This is a genomic window from Pararhodospirillum oryzae (assembly GCF_007992075.1).
Lineage (GTDB): Bacteria > Pseudomonadota > Alphaproteobacteria > Rhodospirillales > Rhodospirillaceae > Pararhodospirillum > Pararhodospirillum oryzae.
The window spans coordinates 1-17,072 of the sequence record NZ_BJZO01000080.1 but is presented as its reverse complement, the minus strand read 5'-3'; the positions used below and the strand labels follow the sequence as shown (position 1 = coordinate 17,072).

Sequence of the window (17,072 nt, the reverse complement as noted above, 5' to 3'; positions counted from 1 at the left end):
CCTGGGCCCGGCGCCGGTAGCGCCCCACCCCATCGCCGTCGGCCAGCCCCAGGGCCACGAGGCGCTCCAGGCGCTCGACCCCCCACGAGGCAGGATCGCGGGCATCGGCGCGCCGACCAATGGTCACGGCCGAGGTAAAGGTTTCATCCAGGGCGGCAAAGGCCCGGTCATCCTTGGGGGTGGGCCGCGAGGGCGGATTGGCGGCGATGCGCTCGCGCACCGACGACACCAGATCAGGCGGCGGCAACACCTCGACCACCACCGCCGGCGCGCTGGTCAGCCCCAGCAGGGCCTTGAGGTCGCGTTCCATGTTCTTGCGCGCCCGGTGATCCGAGGGCGAGACCGGAACCGTATAGCTGTAGGGCCTTCCCTCGCGGGAAAAACGAAGGCGCAGGTGCTTGCCGCCCATTTCCAGGCGGTAATCGCTGACCTTGGCCCTGGCCATCAGCCGGGTGATCGTTGCTTCGTAATCCTTGTCGATCTTCATCCGGTTCTCCCGGCGGCCGCCTGCCCGGACAAGCCGGCGCCGACAAGGGTTCATGCTCCCGCCGGACGCCCCTCCCATGGGGAGAGCATATGGGCCCGTTCTCAAGGTGCTTCAAGCAGGCAACCGGCACAAGAGGCCGGCCCCCCGCCTAAAACCGCTCGATCCGGGCTTCTTCCCGGTGGCGCGGCGCGGCCAGTTCGGCGCGCACGGCCGGCAGCACCGCTTCGACATCGTCCACCAGGGTAAACAGGTCGCGGGCGTGGGGCTTGGCGAAGCCGTCGCTCACCACCCGGTCAACCAGCGCGACCAGGCCATCCCAGTAGCCGGCCACGTTGACCAGGATCACCGGACGGTCGTGCAAGCCCAATTGCCGCCAGGTCAGGATCTCGAAGGTTTCATCCAGGGTGCCGATGCCCCCGGGCAGGATGCACACGGCGTCCGAACGGTCGAACATCAGCCGCTTGCGCTCGTGCATCGAGCCGACCACGTGCAGTTCCATGCGCTCGGCGTCGGGGGTTTCCACCCGGGTGAGGTGCTCGGGGATCACGCCCACCACCTCCCCGCCGGCTTCCAGGGCCGCCAGGGCCACGCCGCCCATCAGGCCCACGTTGCCCGCGCCAAAAACCAAGGTCACTCCGGCCTCGGCCAGGCGGGTTCCCAGCAGACGGGCCTGGGCCATGAAACGGGGATCCCCTCCCGGGGCGGAACCACAAAAGACGCACAGCGATCGCAAGGCAGTCATGGGAAAGGCGTCCCGTCTTATCGGAAAAAAAAGCCAAGGGGCACAAGGGCCGGCTCCTCGTGGGAACCGGCCCTCGCACTCCTTGCTTTAGAACAAGCGGCGCACGCGCGCAACCGTCTGCCTCCTTCCCTCGGGGCAACCGGGTGAACCGATTGCCCTGGAGTCCTTGCAGTGCCCTCAAACGTCGGGCGCGCACTCCGTGCGCTTGGCTCTCGCGGCACAAGCCGCGCGCCGCCGTCGCGGCGTTGGAAAACCCTCTTCCGAGGCCACCCAAGGCGTTCACCGATGGCCCTGTTTCCCACCTCATTCGGGGAGGCCCTCGACAAGAATGGCGCGGAAGTCGTTGACGTTGGTCAAGGTGGGACCGGTTTCCACCAGGTCGCCCAGGGCGCTGAAAAAACCGAAGGCGTCGTTGTCGGCCAGGAAGGCACGGGGCGAGAGCCCCAGGCGGCGCGCGCGCGCCAGCGTGTCGGGACCAATCAGGGCGCCCGCGTTGGTTTCCGTGCCGTCGATGCCATCGGTGTCGGCGGCGAGCGCCCACACCCCCGGGTGCCCGTCCAGGGCCAGGGCCAGGGCCAGGGCGAACTCGGCGTTGGGCCCACCCCGCCCGCTCCCTTGCACCGTGACCGTGAACTCGCCCCCCGACAGCAAGACGCACGGCGGCGCGACCGGTTCGCCGTGATGGGCGCACGACAGGGCCATCGGCGCCAGCACCCGGGCCGCCTCGCGCGCCTCGCCTTGCAGGGCATCGCCCAGCACCACCGGCAGCAGCCCCGCGGCCCGGGCCCCCTCGGCGGCGGCCAGCAAGGCGCCTCGGGGGGTCGCGATCACGGTGGTGGAAACCCGGGCCAGGCGGGAATCGCCCTCGCGGGGCCCGGGCGCGCCCCCCTCGGCCAGGAAGCGGCGCACGCGCCCGGGCTCGCTGATGCCATGACGGCGCAAGATGTCCAGGGCATCGGCCGGGGAGCCGGGATCGGGCACGGTGGGGCCTGATCCGATGGTCAGCGGATCGTCGCCGGGCACGTCGGAGATCAGCAGCGCCACCACCGCCGCCGGCGCGGCCGCCGCCGCCAGCCGCCCGGCCGCGATCGCCGACAGGTGGCGGCGCACGGTGTTCATCTCGGCGATGGTCGCGCCACTGCGCAGCAAGGCGGCGGTGACGGCGCGCACGTCGGCCAGATCCAGGCCGGGGGCCGGCACGCTGGCCAGCGCCGAGGCCCCGCCCGAGATCAGGCACAAAAGCAGGTCGTCGGGCCCCAGGTCCCGGGCCAGGGCGAGGAGACGCCGCGCCGCCGCCTCGCCATGGGCGTCGGGCAGGGGATGGCCCGCCTCCACCACCTCGATGGACCGGCACGGCACCACGTGGCCATAGCGGGTGATGACCAGCCCCGAAAGGGGGCCCTGCCACACGGCTTCCACCGCGCGGGCCATGGCGGCGGCGGCCTTGCCCGCCCCCACCACCACGGTGCGCCCCCGGGGGGGCGAAGGCAGGTGCGGCGCCACGACCAGCGCGGGGTCGGCGGCGGCAACGGCGGCCTCGAACAACGACCGCAAAATGGCGTCTGGCCTGCGCATGGCATTCCCTTTCCTGACGTGGACGATCCGCCCCCACGACATGGGTATCCCGATGCCTGTCTTCCCACGGGTCTCGTCGGGAAAAAGGGAACACCCCTTTTCCCGAAAAGACAAACTCAAGCGAGGGAATGCAAAGTCCGTGCGCTTTCACCCGAAACCGACGGGCCCTAGAAGAGGGCCACCGGCACCCGACGCACCGCCCCGTCCTGGCCCGGATAGGCCTGCAACGCGCCCCGGATCAACGGGTCCAGGGCCTGGGGCAAGGTCAGGTGCTGGCCTTGCACGCGGGCATGCATCTGGGCCACGGGCGTGACCTGGGCCAGGGGCGTGTCACCGGCGGCCCGGGCGTCGTACACGGCCAGGGTCAAGGTCGCGGTTTGGATCGTGCGCTCGATCAGGGCCGGACGCACCATCCCGGGATACCTGGGCCGCACCGGTCCGAAGGGCATGGGATCCCAGGCGGATCCAGCCGGGGCAAGATCAATGCGGGTTTCCCCGTCGTCCAGGGTATAGGCGAGCGAAACCAGGAACTCGGCCCCGGCCCTGGTTTCAACCACCCGGGCGCCCCGCGCGCGCAGTTCCGCCGCCACCTGGTCGCGGGCGTGGGCGTGTTCCAGGCTGGTTTCCTGGTCGGGCAGCGCCACCACCGCGATCGCGTGCCCGCTCAAGGTGGGGGGCGCCTGGGGACGAACGTAGGTGGTGACCTCGACGCTCACCGTCGGGCGCGCCTGCGAGCACCCGCCGGGTCCGCCCAGGGGAAGAAGGGCAAGCAGAACGAGGAGCAGCCCCAGGGATGGCCCCCTCCCGATTCCCCCCCGCGCCCGCAGCCCTCCCCGAGACCGCTTCGTCATGGCAAGACTCCGTGCCTGATGGCCCGAGGCCCCGCGACCGGGGCGACGGGCGGGATTGTTCCCAATCGCCTTCAGTATGGCATACAAAGGGAAACCCCGCCTCATCCCCTTGCCGGTCCAAGCGCCAGCCCCTCCGGCGCCGGGCCGAGTGGAGCCCTCGCCCATGGACACCCCCGACGCCGCCGTGCAGGCCCTCGTGGCCGTCCGGGAGCAGCCCGCCCGCGTGGTCCAGGTCATGACCGAAGCGGTCGCGCGCCATCCCGACAACCCGGTGGTGCTGATGGCCGCGTCCATCACCGCCTTGTCCACCGGCCACCACGCCCACGCGGTGCCGTGGCTGCGCCGGATTGTCCACCAGGCCCCCGACCTGCCCGAGGCCCGGCACACCCTGGTTCAGGCGCTCCTGGTCGTGCACGATGTCGAGGGCGCGCTGGCGGCCCTCGACGACGGGCCGGCCGGGACTCCCGCCGATCCTCGCCTCGCGCCCTTGCGGGTCGTGGTGCTTGCCCGCCTGGGCCGGATGGCCGAGGCCCTGGCCCTGGCCGAGGCCCTGGTTGATCGCGCCGCCGCCGGCTTCGACGATCCGGGCCTGTGGCATAACCTGGGCCTGCTGCGCGCTCAGGTCGGACTCCTGAAACCGGCCCGGGACGCCTTGCGCCGCGCGCTGGAGCTTGATCCCGGCAACACGAACACCCGCGTGTCCCTGGCCCATGCCCTGCTGGCCGGAGGGGCCTGGGCCGAGGGCTTCGCCACCTACGAGGCCCGCCTTTCCCTGCCCGGCTGGGCACGCCCCCATCCCCTGCCCGGACGCCGCTGGACCGGCCAGCCCCTGGCCGGCCAGTCCCTGCTGATCGCCGCCGAACAGGGTCTGGGCGACGGGTTGCAGTTCCTGCGGTATATTCCGCCCCTGCGCCGCCTGTTCTCCCCCGCTCGGGTGATCGTGGAAACCCATGCCCCGCTGGCCCGGCTGGCGGCCCGCGTGCCCGGGGTGGATCAGGTGGCCGTGTTCTCGCCCGGGGACCCGCCGCCCGCCGCCGACTGGCACGTGCCGCTGGCCAGCCTTGCCCTGACGGTTGCCGGGGGCGATCCCCTGGGGGGCTCCCTTCCCCTCCTGCCGTGCCCGGTCGCGCCACGCGGGCCGGAACGAAAAGACCGCCGGATCGGGCTGGCCCTGCGCTCCAGCGCGCGGCCGGACCTGCAACGCGATCCCCCGCCCGACGCCTGGGCGCCCCTGGCCCGGGTGGCGGGGGTGAGATGGGTTTCCGTGCTGCCCGCCGACGCCAGCGCGCCGCCTCCCCCCTTCCCCCTGGAAGAGCCGGTGGCGGCCGGAGCCGACCTCGCCGATACCGCCACGGTGCTGGCCGGCCTGGATCTTGTGATCAGCGTCGATACCGCCGCCGCCCACCTGGCCGGCACGCTGGGATGTCCGCTGTGGGTCCTGCTGGGGCCGCGCCCGGATTGGCGCTGGGGATGGGGGGATGTCTCGCCCTGGTATCCGGGGGCGCGGCTGCTGCGCGGCGCGGCGTGCGGCTGGCCCGGACTGATGGCGCGGGTGGCCAGCCTTTTGGAGGAAGATGACATCCCATGCCCGGACAACGCGCCGATCGCGCGCGACAGCCTCCCCGACCGTGGGGTATAGTGGGGCTCCCTCCCCCTTCAGAACGCAAGGGGGCGCCTTTAGAACGGGAGAACCCCGCCATGACGACGACACCCCCCGTGTCGGCCTCGGCTTCCGCCGCCACGAGCACGGCGCGGCCTTCCTCGTCCTCGCCCCGGTCGATCGTTGACGAGGCCCTGGCCAAGGCCCTGGACGAACTGGACGCCGGGGAGGCGTTGCACACCGCCACCCGCGAAATCGCCCGCAACGCCGACAGCCTGATGGAAACCATCCGCAAGGCCCGCAAGGCGCGCGACATCGAGCAGCAACGCCAGAAGATTGCCCAGGCGAAGGCCCAGCTCAAGGCCCTGCAAGGGCAGATCCGCTCGGCCGTGGCCTCGGGCGACACCGATCGCGCCGCCGCCCTGGCCCGCCAGATCGCCCAGATTGCCCGCACCGTGCGCCAGGCCATGAACACCCTCACCGGCCTGGGCGAACGCTCGGGCGGCTCGGGGGGCTCCAGCGGCAACGCCGCCGCGAGTGCCGGTTCCGGCACCGGCGCCGACGCGACCGACTCCGCCGATGGCTCTGAAAAAGCCGCCAGCGCCGCCGCCCAGGCCGCCAGCCAGGACACCAGCGACAAAAACTCGACCGGTTCCGGCAAGGACAGCGGCACGGACGCCGGCGCCGCAGCCGAGGCCACCCCGGGCGCCGCCCAGGGGGTTGACCCCTCGGCCCTTGGCAAGGTCCCGTCCGACGAAGACAACGAAAAGGCCCGCCAGGAGGGGCTGCGCGAGGGCCGCGAGGCCCTGGCCTGGCTGCGCCGCCTGATCGACCTGCTGGCCCTGGCCGAGAGCACTTCCGACGATCCCGCCACCAGCGACGCCCGGCGCGAACTGCACACCGCCCTGTCGGACGCGCGGGCCGAGGTCGCGGCCGTGCCCGCCACCGTTGAACTGGTGGTGTGAGCCGACTCCCACGCCGTTGAGGGGGGCGACCCACGGCAGGCGTCGCCCCCAAGGCCGGACCCTCGTCGCGCTCCGGTGCAAAAACGGCCGCGCGGGCGTTGAAAGGGTTACCGGCTCCCGCCGCGCCTTCCTTTTGGCCCCCGCCCGCCCCCCGGCGCACGGGGTGGCTGGCCTTGCCGCCCCAGCCGGGCTATAGCGAAAGGACGAAGGGCCCCAGGCCCCCAGGGCCTTCGGGCCCCAGGGCCCCCCGGGCCTGTTTTCGCTTCCCTTGCTGGTTCACGACATCATGCGCCCTTCCTCCCCCACCATTGGCCTGGTCAGCCTGGGCTGTCCCAAGGCCCTGGTCGATTCCGAACGCATCCTGACCCGCCTCGTCGCCGAGGGCTACACGATCTCGCCCACCTACCAGGGCGCCCACGTGGTCATCGTCAACACCTGCGGCTTTCTTGATTCCGCCCGTGCCGAAAGCCTGGACGCCATCGGCGAGGCCCTGGCCGAAAACGGGCGCGTCATCGTGACCGGCTGCCTGGGCGCGGATCCCGACGCCATCCGGGAAACCCATCCGCGCGTGCTCGCCATCACCGGCCCCCAGCAGTACGAACAGGTGGTGCAGGCCGTGCACGAGGCGGTGGCGCCCCCGCACGACCCCTACACCAGCCTGGTGCCCCCGCAGGGCATCCACCTGACGCCCCGCCACACCGCCTATCTGAAGATCTCGGAAGGGTGCGACAATCGCTGTTCGTTCTGCCTGATCCCGGCCCTGCGCGGCGATCTGGTCAGCCGCCCGGCCGGCGAGGTTCTGGCCGAGGCCGAACGCCTGGCCCAGGCCGGGGTCAAGGAACTGGTGGTGATCAGCCAGGACACCAGCGCCTACGGCCGTGACATCGGCCACGGCGCCAGCCCCTGGCGCGATGCCCTGGTGCCGGCCCGCCTGACCGACCTGGCCGCCGCCTTGGGTTCCCTGGGCGTGTGGGTGCGCCTGATGTACATCTACCCCTACCCGGCCGTGGACGACCTTCTTCCCCTGATGGCCGAGGGCAAGGTGCTGCCCTACCTCGACATCCCCTTCCAGCACGCCAGTCCCTCGGTGCTGCGGGCCATGCGCCGCCCGGCCGCCCAGGACAAGGTGCTGGACCGGCTGGCCTCGTGGCGGGCCCAATGCCCCGATCTTACCGTGCGCTCCACCTTCATCGTGGGCTTCCCGGGCGAGACCGAGGCCGACTTCCAGGCCCTGCTCGACTGGCTGGCGGAAGCCCGCCTCGACCGGGTGGGCTGCTTCAAGTTCGAGGCGGTGGCCGGCGTGCCCGCCAGCACCTACCCCGATCCGGTGCCGCCCGAAGTGGCGGAAGAACGCTGGCACCGCCTGATGGCCCAGCAGCAGGCCATCAGCCACGAACGCCTGGCGGCCAAGGTGGGCCGGGTGATGCCGGTGCTGATCGACACCGTGGACGAAACCGGCGCCGTGGGCCGCTCCAGCGCCGACGCGCCCGAGATCGATGGCACGGTGATCCTGCCCGGCGTCCACGGCTACGCGGCCGGCGACCTGATCAAGGTGCGCATCCAGAAGGCCCGCGACTACGATCTGATCGCGACCCCGATCACCCCCCCGGCCCGTCCCACGGCACGCGAGCGCCTGCAAGCCAGCCGCGCCCCCCGGCGGCGGTAAGGGGAGCCCGGCGGGACAAGGGCAAAAGGGATAAACCCGGGGAGGCGCGGCCACCCCGGACCCCACGCTTCTTGGGGACGGCAAGGCGCAAAGGGAAAAGAGGACGCGATGAAGGCAGGCATGCTTTGGGGGATGGGGATCGTGCTGGCCGTCCTTGCGGTCACGCCCGCCCGCGCCGGCGAGGATCCGGTGGCGGCGACAGCCCGCGCGGTCGAGGCCCGGCTGGATGCCCGCGTCGGGGTCTTTGTCGTCGATACCGGTGGCGGCACCACCTGGGCCTATCGCGCCGACGAGCGCTTTCCCATGGCCAGCACCTTCAAGGCCCTGGCGTGCGGCGCCCTGCTGGCCCGGATCCAGGCGGGCGAGGAAAGCGCCGACACTTCCGTTCCGATCGAGGCGCAGGACCTCGTGTCCTACGCCCCGGTCACCAAGACCCTGGTCGGCCAGCGGGTGCCGGTTCTGGACCTGTGCGCCATCACCTTGCGCACCAGCGACAACACGGCCGCGAATAAAATCCTAGAACACGTAGAGGGGCCGGCCGGATTGACCCGGTTCGTCCGCGCCCTGGGCGACGAAACGACGCGCCTGGACCGGTGGGAAACGGCCCTGAACGAGGGCATTCCCGACGATCCGCGTGACACCACCTCGCCCCGGGCCATGGCGACGACGCTGCGCGCCCTGGTCCTGGGGCCGATCCTGTCGGAGGACGGGCGTTTGCGGCTGGTCCGCTGGCTGGAAAGCAACGCGGTCAGCGGGTCGTTGTTGCGCGCCGGCGTGCCGGCGGACTGGCGGATCGCCGACCGCAGCGGCGCCGGGGGGCACGGCACCCGTGGCCTGACTGCCGTGGCGTGGCCACCGGGCCGCGCACCGCTGGTGATCGCGATTTATCTCACGAAAACCGAGGCGCCGATGGCCGATCGTGACGCGGCGATCGCCGATATCGGCCGCGCCCTGGTCGCCGCGCTGGACGACTGACCTTCCCGGACCCCCGCTCGTCGTTTTCTGGTTGAGCTGGGGGGGGGAGTGTGTCCGCCTTTCCTGCTAAACTGAAAGCTGCCGGCCGCCTCGCAGCACTGCCACCAGATCCGCCCGGCGAAACGTTGCCGACAGGCGTTGCAAGCTGGGCTCGGCGTCCCCGTACAAAAGGGTCAGGGCGCCTTGCAGTCGGGCAAGGGCGTTGTTGAAATAAAGATCGGCGCGGGTTTCAAGCAGGGCGCGGGCCTTGGCAAGGGTGCGATGGGTGAGGCCGGCCAGCGGCTCCCCCAGGTCGTCAAGCAGGGCCATCCCCATGAGCATGGCGACATGGCGCGACCCGTACTGAAGGAAGACGGGCGCGTCCGCCGGTGGCCGCTTGCGCTTGTTTTCGGCCCACCGCAGCAGCAACACAGCCATCACGACCTGGGCGCCGTTCAGGTCGGGGGAAAAAATCAGGTCGTAGTAGCTCCCGAAATGCTCCTTGACCTGGAAACGGGCCGCGTGCGGGCGATGGCGCCAGACCGCAAGGACCGCTTCGGCCGCCACCGCGCTGGTGATCTCGCCCGCTTCCACCGGCACGCGCGAACGCTGGGCCCGGTAGGTGAACCCCAGAAGGGCGAGAGCGTCGGCCAGATCCTTCTGACGCGGATCGTTGGAGCGCAGGTCGCGCAGATCGACCGGGTTCTGGCTGTTGGTGGCCTCGGTGATCCGCTGAACCAGATCGTCGTCGTTGCCGGGCACTTCGTACAGCCGCACCAGCACGCACGCCGTGCCGATATCGTCGCCCACCTCGGCCTTCACCTGCTGGATGGTTTTGGAGGTTTGGCCGCCGTTGACAATCTGAAGCCCGTTCACCCGCACGATCCAGTCCCGTTCGGCCAGGCCGTTGTAGGAAAACTTGGAACAGACTATCGTTATCCCATTGTTATAAAAATAAAATTTATCCCGCTGCGCCGGATCGCGCAGGGTCTGGGCGATCCGCTCGTTGATCCGTCCCCCCAGTCCCAGGTAACGCCGGATGTTGCGCTCCAGCAAGGCGTCGCCGTGGGTCTCGAACAACCGGGCCAGTTCCAGAACGGACAGGCGCCCGACCATGGCCCGCATGAAATCGTAGTCCTCGACCACGGCGCGGCCGGTGAGGCGGATCTGGGTTTCCACGTCCTTGCGCCGGCGCATCAAGGCGATGAGGTCATCCGGCCCGGCGTATTCCCAACCGACCATGTCGTGGAACCCGGTGTTTTCCAGGCGCAGTTGACCGGCCTGGTTCCACTTCAGGCCATTGTTGCACAGCACCACCCGCACCCGGGGGATGGCGCCCTCGCCGATCATGGCGCGGATTTCCTCGACCCGGCTTTCCAGGCGGGGATTCACGCGATAAGCCCGATTGGGATCGAACAGCGTGCCCAGCGCCGTGATCATTTTTTCGATGCCCGATTCGGGAAACTGCGCGTCGCCTTTCAGATCCTGGCGATATTTTCCCTGGATCAACACAATGGGGATCTCGACCTCGTCGAGGGCGCCGACGTACAGCGCGTCGATGCCAAAGTCGCCCCCGCCCTCGACCACCCCATCCAGGGCCGCGTCGTCGTCCAGATCCAGCAGGGCCTGGGCAACCAGGACGACAAAGGCGGCGGACTTCAAACGAGCCGACTCGTCGCGCACGCCCACCTCGGTGCGCAGACGCTCGCCCAGGCGCTCGACAAGCCCGCCCACATGCTGGTCGATGATCTGCGCGCTGAAGCTCATGGGACATCACCCCCAAGTCATCCAAGGTCCGTCTGTTTCACCCAGGCAGACGGGCCTTGGACTCTTTTTGGTTCAACGTGTCTTGTCGGGAAAAGGGCTTCTCTTTCCCCGGCAGGTGTTATCGGTCGGCGTAAGGGTTCTTGGTGGCGCGGAACAGCAGGCGGATGGGCACGCCGGCCATGTCGAAGTCCTGGCGCAGGCCATGGGCCAGATAGCGCACGTAGGATTCAGGGAGATCCTCGGGCCGGGTCATGAACAGGGCAAAGGTGGGGGGGCGGATCTTGGCCTGGGTGGCGTAGCGGATGCGCAACCGCCGGCCATGCTTGCCCAGGGGCAGCGGGTGGCGGTCGATCATCGCCTGCAACCAGCGATTCAGGCGGCTGGTCGGCACCCGGCGGTTCCAACGGGCATGGATTTCCAAAACCGCCGCCATCAGGTCGTCCAGGCCCCGGCCATGCAGCGCCGACAAGGTGGCGGTGGGCACGCCGCGCACCTGGGCCAGCGAGCTTTCCAGCCGGTCGGCGACGCGCTGGGCCGAGGCGGCGCGGTCGGTGCAGGCATCCCACTTGTTGACGCCAATCACCAGGGCACGGCCTTCATCCACCACCATGCGCGCGATCGCCAGGTCCTGGCGGTCCATCACCATGTTGGCGTCCAGCAGCAAAACGCACACCTCGGCCAGGCGGATGGCGTTCAAGGTGTCGGCCACCATCAGCTTTTCCAGGCTGTTCTCGATGCGCGCCTTGCGCCGCAGGCCGGCCGTGTCCACCAGCCGGAAGCGGCGCCCGCCCCAGGTCCAATCCACCGAGATGGCATCGCGCGTCACCCCGGCCTCGGGCCCGGTGACCAGCCGTTCCTCGCCCAGCAGGCGGTTGACCAGGGTGGACTTGCCGGTGTTGGGGCGCCCGACGATCGCCACCTGAATCGGACGCTCGCCGCGCGGATCGACGGCCTCGACCGCGTAATCCTCGGCGTCGTCGTCGGCCAGCACGATCTCGTCGGGTTCCAGGGCGTCCACGGCCAGGGCGCGGGCCTCGGCCTGGCCCGGCGCGGCCTCGCCCGCCTCGGCCAGGGCGTCGGCGTGGGCCTCGTGCCAGGCGTCATAATGGGGACGCAAGGCGTCGTACAGCAGGTTCAGGCCCTCGCCGTGCTCGGCCGAGAACGGCACCGGATCGCCCAGGCCCAGGCCATAGGCTTCGTAGAGGCCCGCCTTGCCCGCGCCGCCCTCGCACTTGTTGGCGACCAGGATCACCGGAATCGGCGCCTTGCGCAGCAGGTCGGCGAAGTGGGCATCCAGGGGGGTGACGCCGGCGCGGGCATCAATCAGCATCAACGCCGCGTCGGCCTCGGACAAGGCGCGGTCGGTCTGCTGGCGCATGCGCCCTTCGAGCACCTCGGGCCCGGCTTCTTCCAGGCCGGCGGTATCGACAATGCGCAAGTCGAGGTCGGCCAGACGCCCCGGGGCCTCGCGACGGTCGCGGGTGACCCCGGGCAAGTCGTGGACGATCGCCAGCCGGCGCCCGGCCAGGCGGTTGAACAAGGTGGATTTGCCGACGTTGGGCCGGCCGATGATCGCAAGGGTGAACATGAAAGGTCCCGATGGGGAGCCGGCCCCGACGGGCGGGGACGCTCAGCGATAGGCCACGAGGTCGCCCCCCGTGGTGAGGAAGTACAGCGTGCCGCCGGCGATCACCGGCGCGGACGCCATGGGGTCGGGCAGATCGACCCGCCCCAGAAGCCGGCCGTCGTAAGGCGAAACCGCGTAGGCATAGCCGTCCGACGACCCGACGATCAGACGGTCCGAGGCCAGCACGGGCCCGGTCCAGATCAGCGGATCGGCCAGACTGCCCGGGTTCTTCCAGCGCGGCAAGGGGGTGATCCAGATCACCTGTCCCGAACGCGCGCTGATGGCCGCCAGTTCGGCGTCCTCGCTGACCAGATACAGCACGTCGCCGGCCAGCCACGGCTCTTGCGTGCCGGCAACGCGCAATTGCCACATGCGATTGCCCGAGCGCAGATCCATGCCCACCATCAGGCCGCTGTTGCCGATGATGAACAGGCGGTTGCCGTCGATCACCGGATTGGCGCGGATATCGAACAACGTGCCGGCGGCATCGGTGCGGCGCAAGGCGGTCACCGAGTCGGCCCACACCTCGGAACCACTGTCCAGACGCAAGGCGAACACCTCGCCCGAGGAATAGGGAATCACCACGATGCCCTGATCAATCGCCGGAGTGGGCGCGCCCAGGATGCTGGCGGTTTCCGGCACGCCGGAGTGGGTCCACAGCTTGCGCCCGTCGGAGGCGGCCAGGGCCAGGGTCTGGTTTTCGATGGTCACGACCACGACGCGGCCGGAATTGACCGCCGGAGCCGCGCGCATCGGGGCATCGACGGTGGTGCGCCACACCTCTTGCCCGGTGTCGGCGGCCAGCGCCACCACCCTGGCAAAACCCGTGGTGGCGAACACCCGGCCGTTGTCGAACGCCAGCCCGCCGGCCAGCAAGGCGCCGTCATCCTCGTCGCGCTTGCTGTCGGGCAGCGACGTTTCCCACAGCTGGCGGCCGGTGCGGGCGTCGAAGGCGCGCACCCGGGCCTTGCGGTCCATGGTGTAGACGCGGCCATCGCCGATCACGGGCCCGTTCAGCAGGCGGTCGCGGCTGGTCGATCCGGCGCCGATCCCCACCGACCACGCCCGGCTCAGGCCCCCGCCCACCTGCATGTGCTGCATGGCGTGATGGGAATAGCCGCCATTCTGGGGCCAGGCGTCGTTGGGCTCGGGAGCGGGCAACTGCACCGGTTCGGTGGTGCGGGGCGCGCGCGCGAGGCCGCGCTCCTGGGCCAGCACCGCGACGCGCTTGCCCGGCAGGGGCGGATCGTCGTTGCCGCCAAACCAGGAATCGCCAAACCAGCCATCGCTGCACGCGGCCAGGGGGGCCAGCAGCATCAAGGAAAACATCAGCCGGCCCAGGCGGCCGGCCACGCGGCGACGCGACGATCTCATGGGCTGGTTCTCCCGGTCGCGGGGGCATCGGCGGCGGCCGGGGCGCTGTCCCCCGGAGCGGCGGGGGCCGGAGCGGCGGAAGCCGGGGCAGCGGAAGCCGGGGCACCCCCCAGGGCTTCAAGCAAGGCGCCGGCCCGCTCGCGCAGGTCGGGGGGCGCCATCCGGTCCTCGGACAGCCCCGCGAGCAAGGTCAGGCCGGTGTCGCGGTCGCCGCCTTGCAAGGCGGCCTGGGCGGCGATCTCCTCGGCCAGGGGCCGCCACGGGCTTTCGCCACCACGCAAGGGGGTGAGCAGGGATTCGATCTCGTTCGCCGGCAGCAGGGCCAGGCCATGCAAGGCCGCCAGCAGGCGGGCGGTGTCGCGGAACACGGGGTCCACGCCCCTTTTGTCGATCAGGGCGCGATAGGCCGCGACGGCCTCGGCGGTCTTGCCGTCCTCGGCCAGAAGGGCGGCCCGGCGCAGGGCGGCCAGGGGGGCAATGCCGCTCACGCCCTCGTCGGCGACGCGGGCCAGCGCGGCCTGGGCGCCGTCGCGATCGCCCCGGGCGATCAGGGCGTCGGCGGCCTCGAAGGCGGCGGCGGCCTCGACCTGGCGGTCGGCCTGCCAGGCGCGCCAGCCCTGGGCGCCGGCCACGGCCACGACCAGCAGCACGGCCCCGGCCAGGACCAGCCCGCCAAACCGTTTCCACAAGGCCACCAGCCGATCGTGGCGCAGGTCTTCCTCGACCTCGCGAAACAGGGCCTCTTGTTGCGGATCAACGATCGGTGTCGTTGGCTTGACCACGCTCTACTCCCGCGCCGTGCGCTGCCTTGGATCAAAGGGGGGGATGGGCCCGACACCATACCCACGGTGACCCGCCTTGGCAACGAGGGTGGCCCACCTTGCGCGCGACACCCGTGATCCCAAGGGATCCGGAACGCGATCCCCCTCTTTTTGGGGACGTTCCCCTCCCTTTTCTGACCAGAAAATGATAATCTCTCCAAAGAGCGAACGGCTCGACAGGCTTCCCTTTTCGCCCGGCGAGGAGAGGCCGGCTTCCGGCCTTCCCGAAAACGCCTCCTCGCGCCGCCCTCCAACCGGCGGCCTGTCCCGCGAAAGGAGCCTCTCCCCTTCCACCTTGGCCCGACATCCGTTTTCCCCGGCTTTTTCACGCGCAACCGGGAACTTCCGGCCGATCCCCCATGGCACGAACCCCAAGGAGTTTATGCATCATGACCCATCGTTTTCTCTCCGGCGGCGTGGCCGCGTCCCTGACGGCGGCATTCCTTGGCCTTGCGAGCGTCGCCGCCCTGGCCCAGACCCCCGGGCGCGGCACGGCGGACGAGGCGGTCGCCATGGTCCACACGGCGGTGAGCGCCATCGAAACCGAAGGCAAGGACGCCGCCCTGGCGGCGATCACCGCCAAGGACCCCCGCTTCACGGACCGCGACCTGTTCGTTTTCGTCTGGGACATGGATGGGAACACCCTGGCCCACGCCGCCAACGCCAGGATGGTGGGCAAGAATCTTGCCGATGCCACGGACGTGGATGGAAAAGCCTTCGCCCGCGAACGCCTGGATCTGGCAAAAACGCAATCGGGCTTCTGGACGGACTACAAATTCTCCAACCCCGTGACCAAGAAAATCGAGCCCAAGTCAACGTACTGCGAAACCGAGCAGGCAATGCTGGTCTGCGTCGGAATCTACAAGGATAACTAAGTCCCCTCTCCGATAAAAATAATACCAATACAAAGGAGAGTATCAGGTGGGCACCGCAATGAGCTGGGTCGATAACATCGGCGTTCGCCTTAAGGTGGCACTTGCGCCGATTATCATGGGATTGCTTCTTCTGGTCATGGTTGGATACGGATCCCTCACCATGACCGGCAATATCGCGCAACTCAGGCAACTGGAGGACACCAACGCCCGTTTCGATGTCATCCACGAGTTCCTTCTGGAAACGGCGCAGGCCCGCGGCGATCTCTACCGGCTGATTTCGGTTGCCGCCAACGACAACGACCCCACCCACCTGGACGAGCGGGCCAGCGCCGTGATGGGGACCTTGCGCACCCTCGACGACCAGACGGAAACGGTGCGGGCGGCCGCCCTCGCGGTGGGACTCGATCCCACCGTGGCCGAGGACGCCAGCAAGCACATGAAGGCCTTCCTGAAAAGCGCCCTGGACGCGGCCGACATGGTGCAGGCCGACGTGGCCACGGCATTAACCTTCATGGGCGCGACGGAACGCTATTATCAGGCGGGCCGAACCACCCTGGAGGCGATGCGCGCCCAGGTGGGAACCCTCGCGGCCGAGAAAAGGGAGGCGCTGCGCGACACCTTGAGCCGCGCGCGCACCTTGTTCCTGGGACTGGGAACGCTCTCCTTGGTGCTGGGCATGGCGGTGGCGGTCGGGCTTTCCGTGCGCATCGCCGGGCCGATCCGGGCCCTGACCGCGACCTTGCAGCGGCTTTCGGAACGTGAATACACCGTCGAGGTTCCTGGCCGCGACCGCGAGGACGAAACCGGGGTCATGGCGCGCGCCCTGTTCGTGCTGCGCGAAAGCCTGAAGGACGGGGAACGCCTGGCGGCCGAGCGCGACGCGGCCCAGAAGACGCGCCAGCAGCGGGGCGATCACCTTGACACCTTGACCCGGCACTTCGGAGCCACGGTGTCCGAAGTGCTGGGCGCCCTTGAACAGGCAAGCGCGACCTTGACCACCACGGCCCGCGACATGGCCGCCATGGCCGACGCCGCCAACAGCCAGTCGGCCACCGTCGCCGCGGCGGCCGAGGAAACCAGCGCCACGGTCGAGGGCATCGCCGGGGCGGCCGAGCAGATGACGGCTTCCATTCGCAGCATCGGCACCGAGGTGGAACGCTCCACCTCCATGGCCAGCCAGGCGGTGACCGAGGCCGAACGCACCGATGCCACGGTGCGGGGCCTGGCCGAGGCCGCCCAGAAAATCGGTGCCGTGGTGGATCTGATCACCACCATCGCCAGCCAGACCAACCTGCTCGCGCTCAACGCCACCATCGAGGCCGCGAGGGCCGGCGACGCGGGCAAGGGGTTCGCCGTGGTCGCGGGCGAGGTCAAGCATCTGGCCGGACAAACCGCCCGCGCCACCGAGGACATCGCCACCCAGGTCACCACCATCCAAAGCGTGACCGGCGCCGTGGTCGAGGCCATCGGCGCGATTGGCACCACCATAAGCCAGATCAACAACATTACGGGACTCATCGCCGACGCGGTTCATCAGCAAGGGGAAGCCACGACGGAAATCTCGAACGGCGTGCAGCACGCGGCCACGGGCAGCCGGGACGTTTCCGCCACCATCACCCAGGTGACCCAAACCGCCGCCCACACCGAAAAAGCCGCCGACGCCGTCTTGGAGGCCGCCGGAGCGTTGAGCCATCAAACCACCGTGCTGCGCACGGAAGTCGATCGCTTCCTGGCCGCGATCAAGGAAGCCTAGCGCGCCCCCCCCGCA

14 protein-coding genes are annotated in these 17,072 nt (G+C 70.0%); 6 read left to right on the top strand and 8 right to left on the bottom strand.

Translation table 11 applies throughout. The annotated features are described in order from the left end of the window. From ROR02_RS13105 to ROR02_RS16660, 4 genes are all read right to left on the bottom strand, one after another. A partial coding sequence (locus ROR02_RS13105) for a hypothetical protein (RefSeq protein ID WP_147164493.1) occupies positions 1 to 487 on the bottom strand: 487 nt, incomplete at its 3' end. Positions 488 to 635: 148 nt separating this feature from the next. Continuing rightward, on the bottom strand, positions 636 to 1,229 hold the full coding sequence (locus tag ROR02_RS13100; protein ID WP_147164492.1) for an LOG family protein: 594 nt from the start codon (positions 1,227 to 1,229) through the stop codon (positions 636 to 638). Positions 1,230 to 1,532: 303 nt separating this feature from the next. Beyond that, complete coding sequence (locus tag ROR02_RS13095; RefSeq protein ID WP_147164491.1) at positions 1,533 to 2,804, bottom strand: glycerate kinase type-2 family protein; 1,272 nt, start codon at positions 2,802 to 2,804, stop codon at positions 1,533 to 1,535. A gap of 167 nt (positions 2,805 to 2,971) precedes the next feature. Continuing rightward, on the bottom strand, positions 2,972 to 3,655 hold the full coding sequence (locus ROR02_RS16660; RefSeq protein ID WP_170245112.1) for a DUF4136 domain-containing protein: 684 nt from the start codon (positions 3,653 to 3,655) through the stop codon (positions 2,972 to 2,974). A gap of 163 nt (positions 3,656 to 3,818) precedes the next feature. Here ROR02_RS16660 and ROR02_RS13085 point away from each other — a divergent pair, with 163 nt between their 5' ends. From ROR02_RS13085 to bla, 4 genes are all read left to right on the top strand, one after another. Further along, the gene (locus ROR02_RS13085) at positions 3,819 to 5,294 is read left to right on the top strand and encodes a glycosyltransferase family 9 protein (protein ID WP_147164489.1); all 1,476 of its coding nucleotides are present in this window, start codon (positions 3,819 to 3,821) and stop codon (positions 5,292 to 5,294) included. 59 nt (positions 5,295 to 5,353) lie between these two features. Continuing rightward, positions 5,354 to 6,220, top strand: coding sequence for a hypothetical protein (locus ROR02_RS13080; protein ID WP_147164488.1), 867 nt, complete (start codon positions 5,354 to 5,356; stop codon positions 6,218 to 6,220). A 286-nt stretch (positions 6,221 to 6,506) separates the two neighbouring features. Further along, positions 6,507 to 7,886 carry a 30S ribosomal protein S12 methylthiotransferase RimO gene (rimO, locus tag ROR02_RS13075; protein WP_147164487.1) on the top strand — a complete coding sequence of 460 codons (1,380 nt, stop codon included), beginning with the start codon at positions 6,507 to 6,509 and terminating at the stop codon, positions 7,884 to 7,886. A gap of 120 nt (positions 7,887 to 8,006) precedes the next feature. Further along, positions 8,007 to 8,861, top strand: coding sequence for a class A beta-lactamase (gene bla / locus ROR02_RS13070; RefSeq protein WP_246135541.1), 855 nt, complete (start codon positions 8,007 to 8,009; stop codon positions 8,859 to 8,861). A 66-nt stretch (positions 8,862 to 8,927) separates the two neighbouring features. Here the strand turns inward: bla and ROR02_RS13065 are convergent, their stop codons facing one another. From ROR02_RS13065 to ROR02_RS13050, 4 genes are all read right to left on the bottom strand, one after another. Then, positions 8,928 to 10,607, bottom strand: coding sequence for an AIPR family protein (locus ROR02_RS13065; RefSeq protein WP_147164485.1), 1,680 nt, complete (start codon positions 10,605 to 10,607; stop codon positions 8,928 to 8,930). 118 nt (positions 10,608 to 10,725) lie between these two features. After that, the gene (gene der, locus ROR02_RS13060; RefSeq protein ID WP_147164484.1) at positions 10,726 to 12,195 is read right to left on the bottom strand and encodes a ribosome biogenesis GTPase Der; all 1,470 of its coding nucleotides are present in this window, start codon (positions 12,193 to 12,195) and stop codon (positions 10,726 to 10,728) included. A 42-nt stretch (positions 12,196 to 12,237) separates the two neighbouring features. Next, positions 12,238 to 13,608, bottom strand: a complete 1,371-nt coding sequence (locus ROR02_RS13055) for an outer membrane protein assembly factor BamB family protein (protein WP_246135540.1) — start codon at positions 13,606 to 13,608, stop codon at positions 12,238 to 12,240. After that, positions 13,605 to 14,390 carry a tetratricopeptide repeat protein gene (locus tag ROR02_RS13050; RefSeq protein WP_147164483.1) on the bottom strand — a complete coding sequence of 262 codons (786 nt, stop codon included), beginning with the start codon at positions 14,388 to 14,390 and terminating at the stop codon, positions 13,605 to 13,607. The genes ROR02_RS13055 and ROR02_RS13050 overlap by 4 nt, the downstream gene beginning before the upstream one ends. 428 nt (positions 14,391 to 14,818) lie before the next feature. Between ROR02_RS13050 and ROR02_RS13045 the strand changes: the two genes are divergently transcribed. Continuing rightward, positions 14,819 to 15,304 carry a cache domain-containing protein gene (locus tag ROR02_RS13045; protein ID WP_147164482.1) on the top strand — a complete coding sequence of 162 codons (486 nt, stop codon included), beginning with the start codon at positions 14,819 to 14,821 and terminating at the stop codon, positions 15,302 to 15,304. Between the two features lie 46 nt (positions 15,305 to 15,350). Continuing rightward, complete coding sequence (locus tag ROR02_RS13040) at positions 15,351 to 17,057, top strand: methyl-accepting chemotaxis protein (protein ID WP_147164481.1); 1,707 nt, start codon at positions 15,351 to 15,353, stop codon at positions 17,055 to 17,057. Positions 17,058 to 17,072: the final 15 nt, after the last annotated feature.

Excerpts from the sequence above, each read along its gene's own strand:
- ROR02_RS13100 (WP_147164492.1), bottom strand. The coding sequence starts at position 1,229 with ATGACTGCCTTGCGATCGCTGTGCGTCTTTTGTGGTTCCGCCCCGGGA.
- ROR02_RS13095 (WP_147164491.1), bottom strand. The coding sequence starts at position 2,804 with ATGCGCAGGCCAGACGCCATTTTGCGGTCGTTGTTCGAGGCCGCCGTT.
- ROR02_RS16660 (WP_170245112.1), bottom strand. The coding sequence starts at position 3,655 with ATGACGAAGCGGTCTCGGGGAGGGCTGCGGGCGCGGGGGGGAATCGGG.
- ROR02_RS13085 (WP_147164489.1), top strand. The coding sequence starts at position 3,819 with ATGGACACCCCCGACGCCGCCGTGCAGGCCCTCGTGGCCGTCCGGGAG.
- ROR02_RS13080 (WP_147164488.1), top strand. The coding sequence starts at position 5,354 with ATGACGACGACACCCCCCGTGTCGGCCTCGGCTTCCGCCGCCACGAGC.
- rimO (WP_147164487.1), top strand. The coding sequence starts at position 6,507 with ATGCGCCCTTCCTCCCCCACCATTGGCCTGGTCAGCCTGGGCTGTCCC.
- bla (WP_246135541.1), top strand. The coding sequence starts at position 8,007 with ATGCTTTGGGGGATGGGGATCGTGCTGGCCGTCCTTGCGGTCACGCCC.
- ROR02_RS13065 (WP_147164485.1), bottom strand. The coding sequence starts at position 10,607 with ATGAGCTTCAGCGCGCAGATCATCGACCAGCATGTGGGCGGGCTTGTC.
- der (WP_147164484.1), bottom strand. The coding sequence starts at position 12,195 with ATGTTCACCCTTGCGATCATCGGCCGGCCCAACGTCGGCAAATCCACC.
- ROR02_RS13055 (WP_246135540.1), bottom strand. The coding sequence starts at position 13,608 with ATGAGATCGTCGCGTCGCCGCGTGGCCGGCCGCCTGGGCCGGCTGATG.
- ROR02_RS13045 (WP_147164482.1), top strand. The coding sequence starts at position 14,819 with ATGACCCATCGTTTTCTCTCCGGCGGCGTGGCCGCGTCCCTGACGGCG.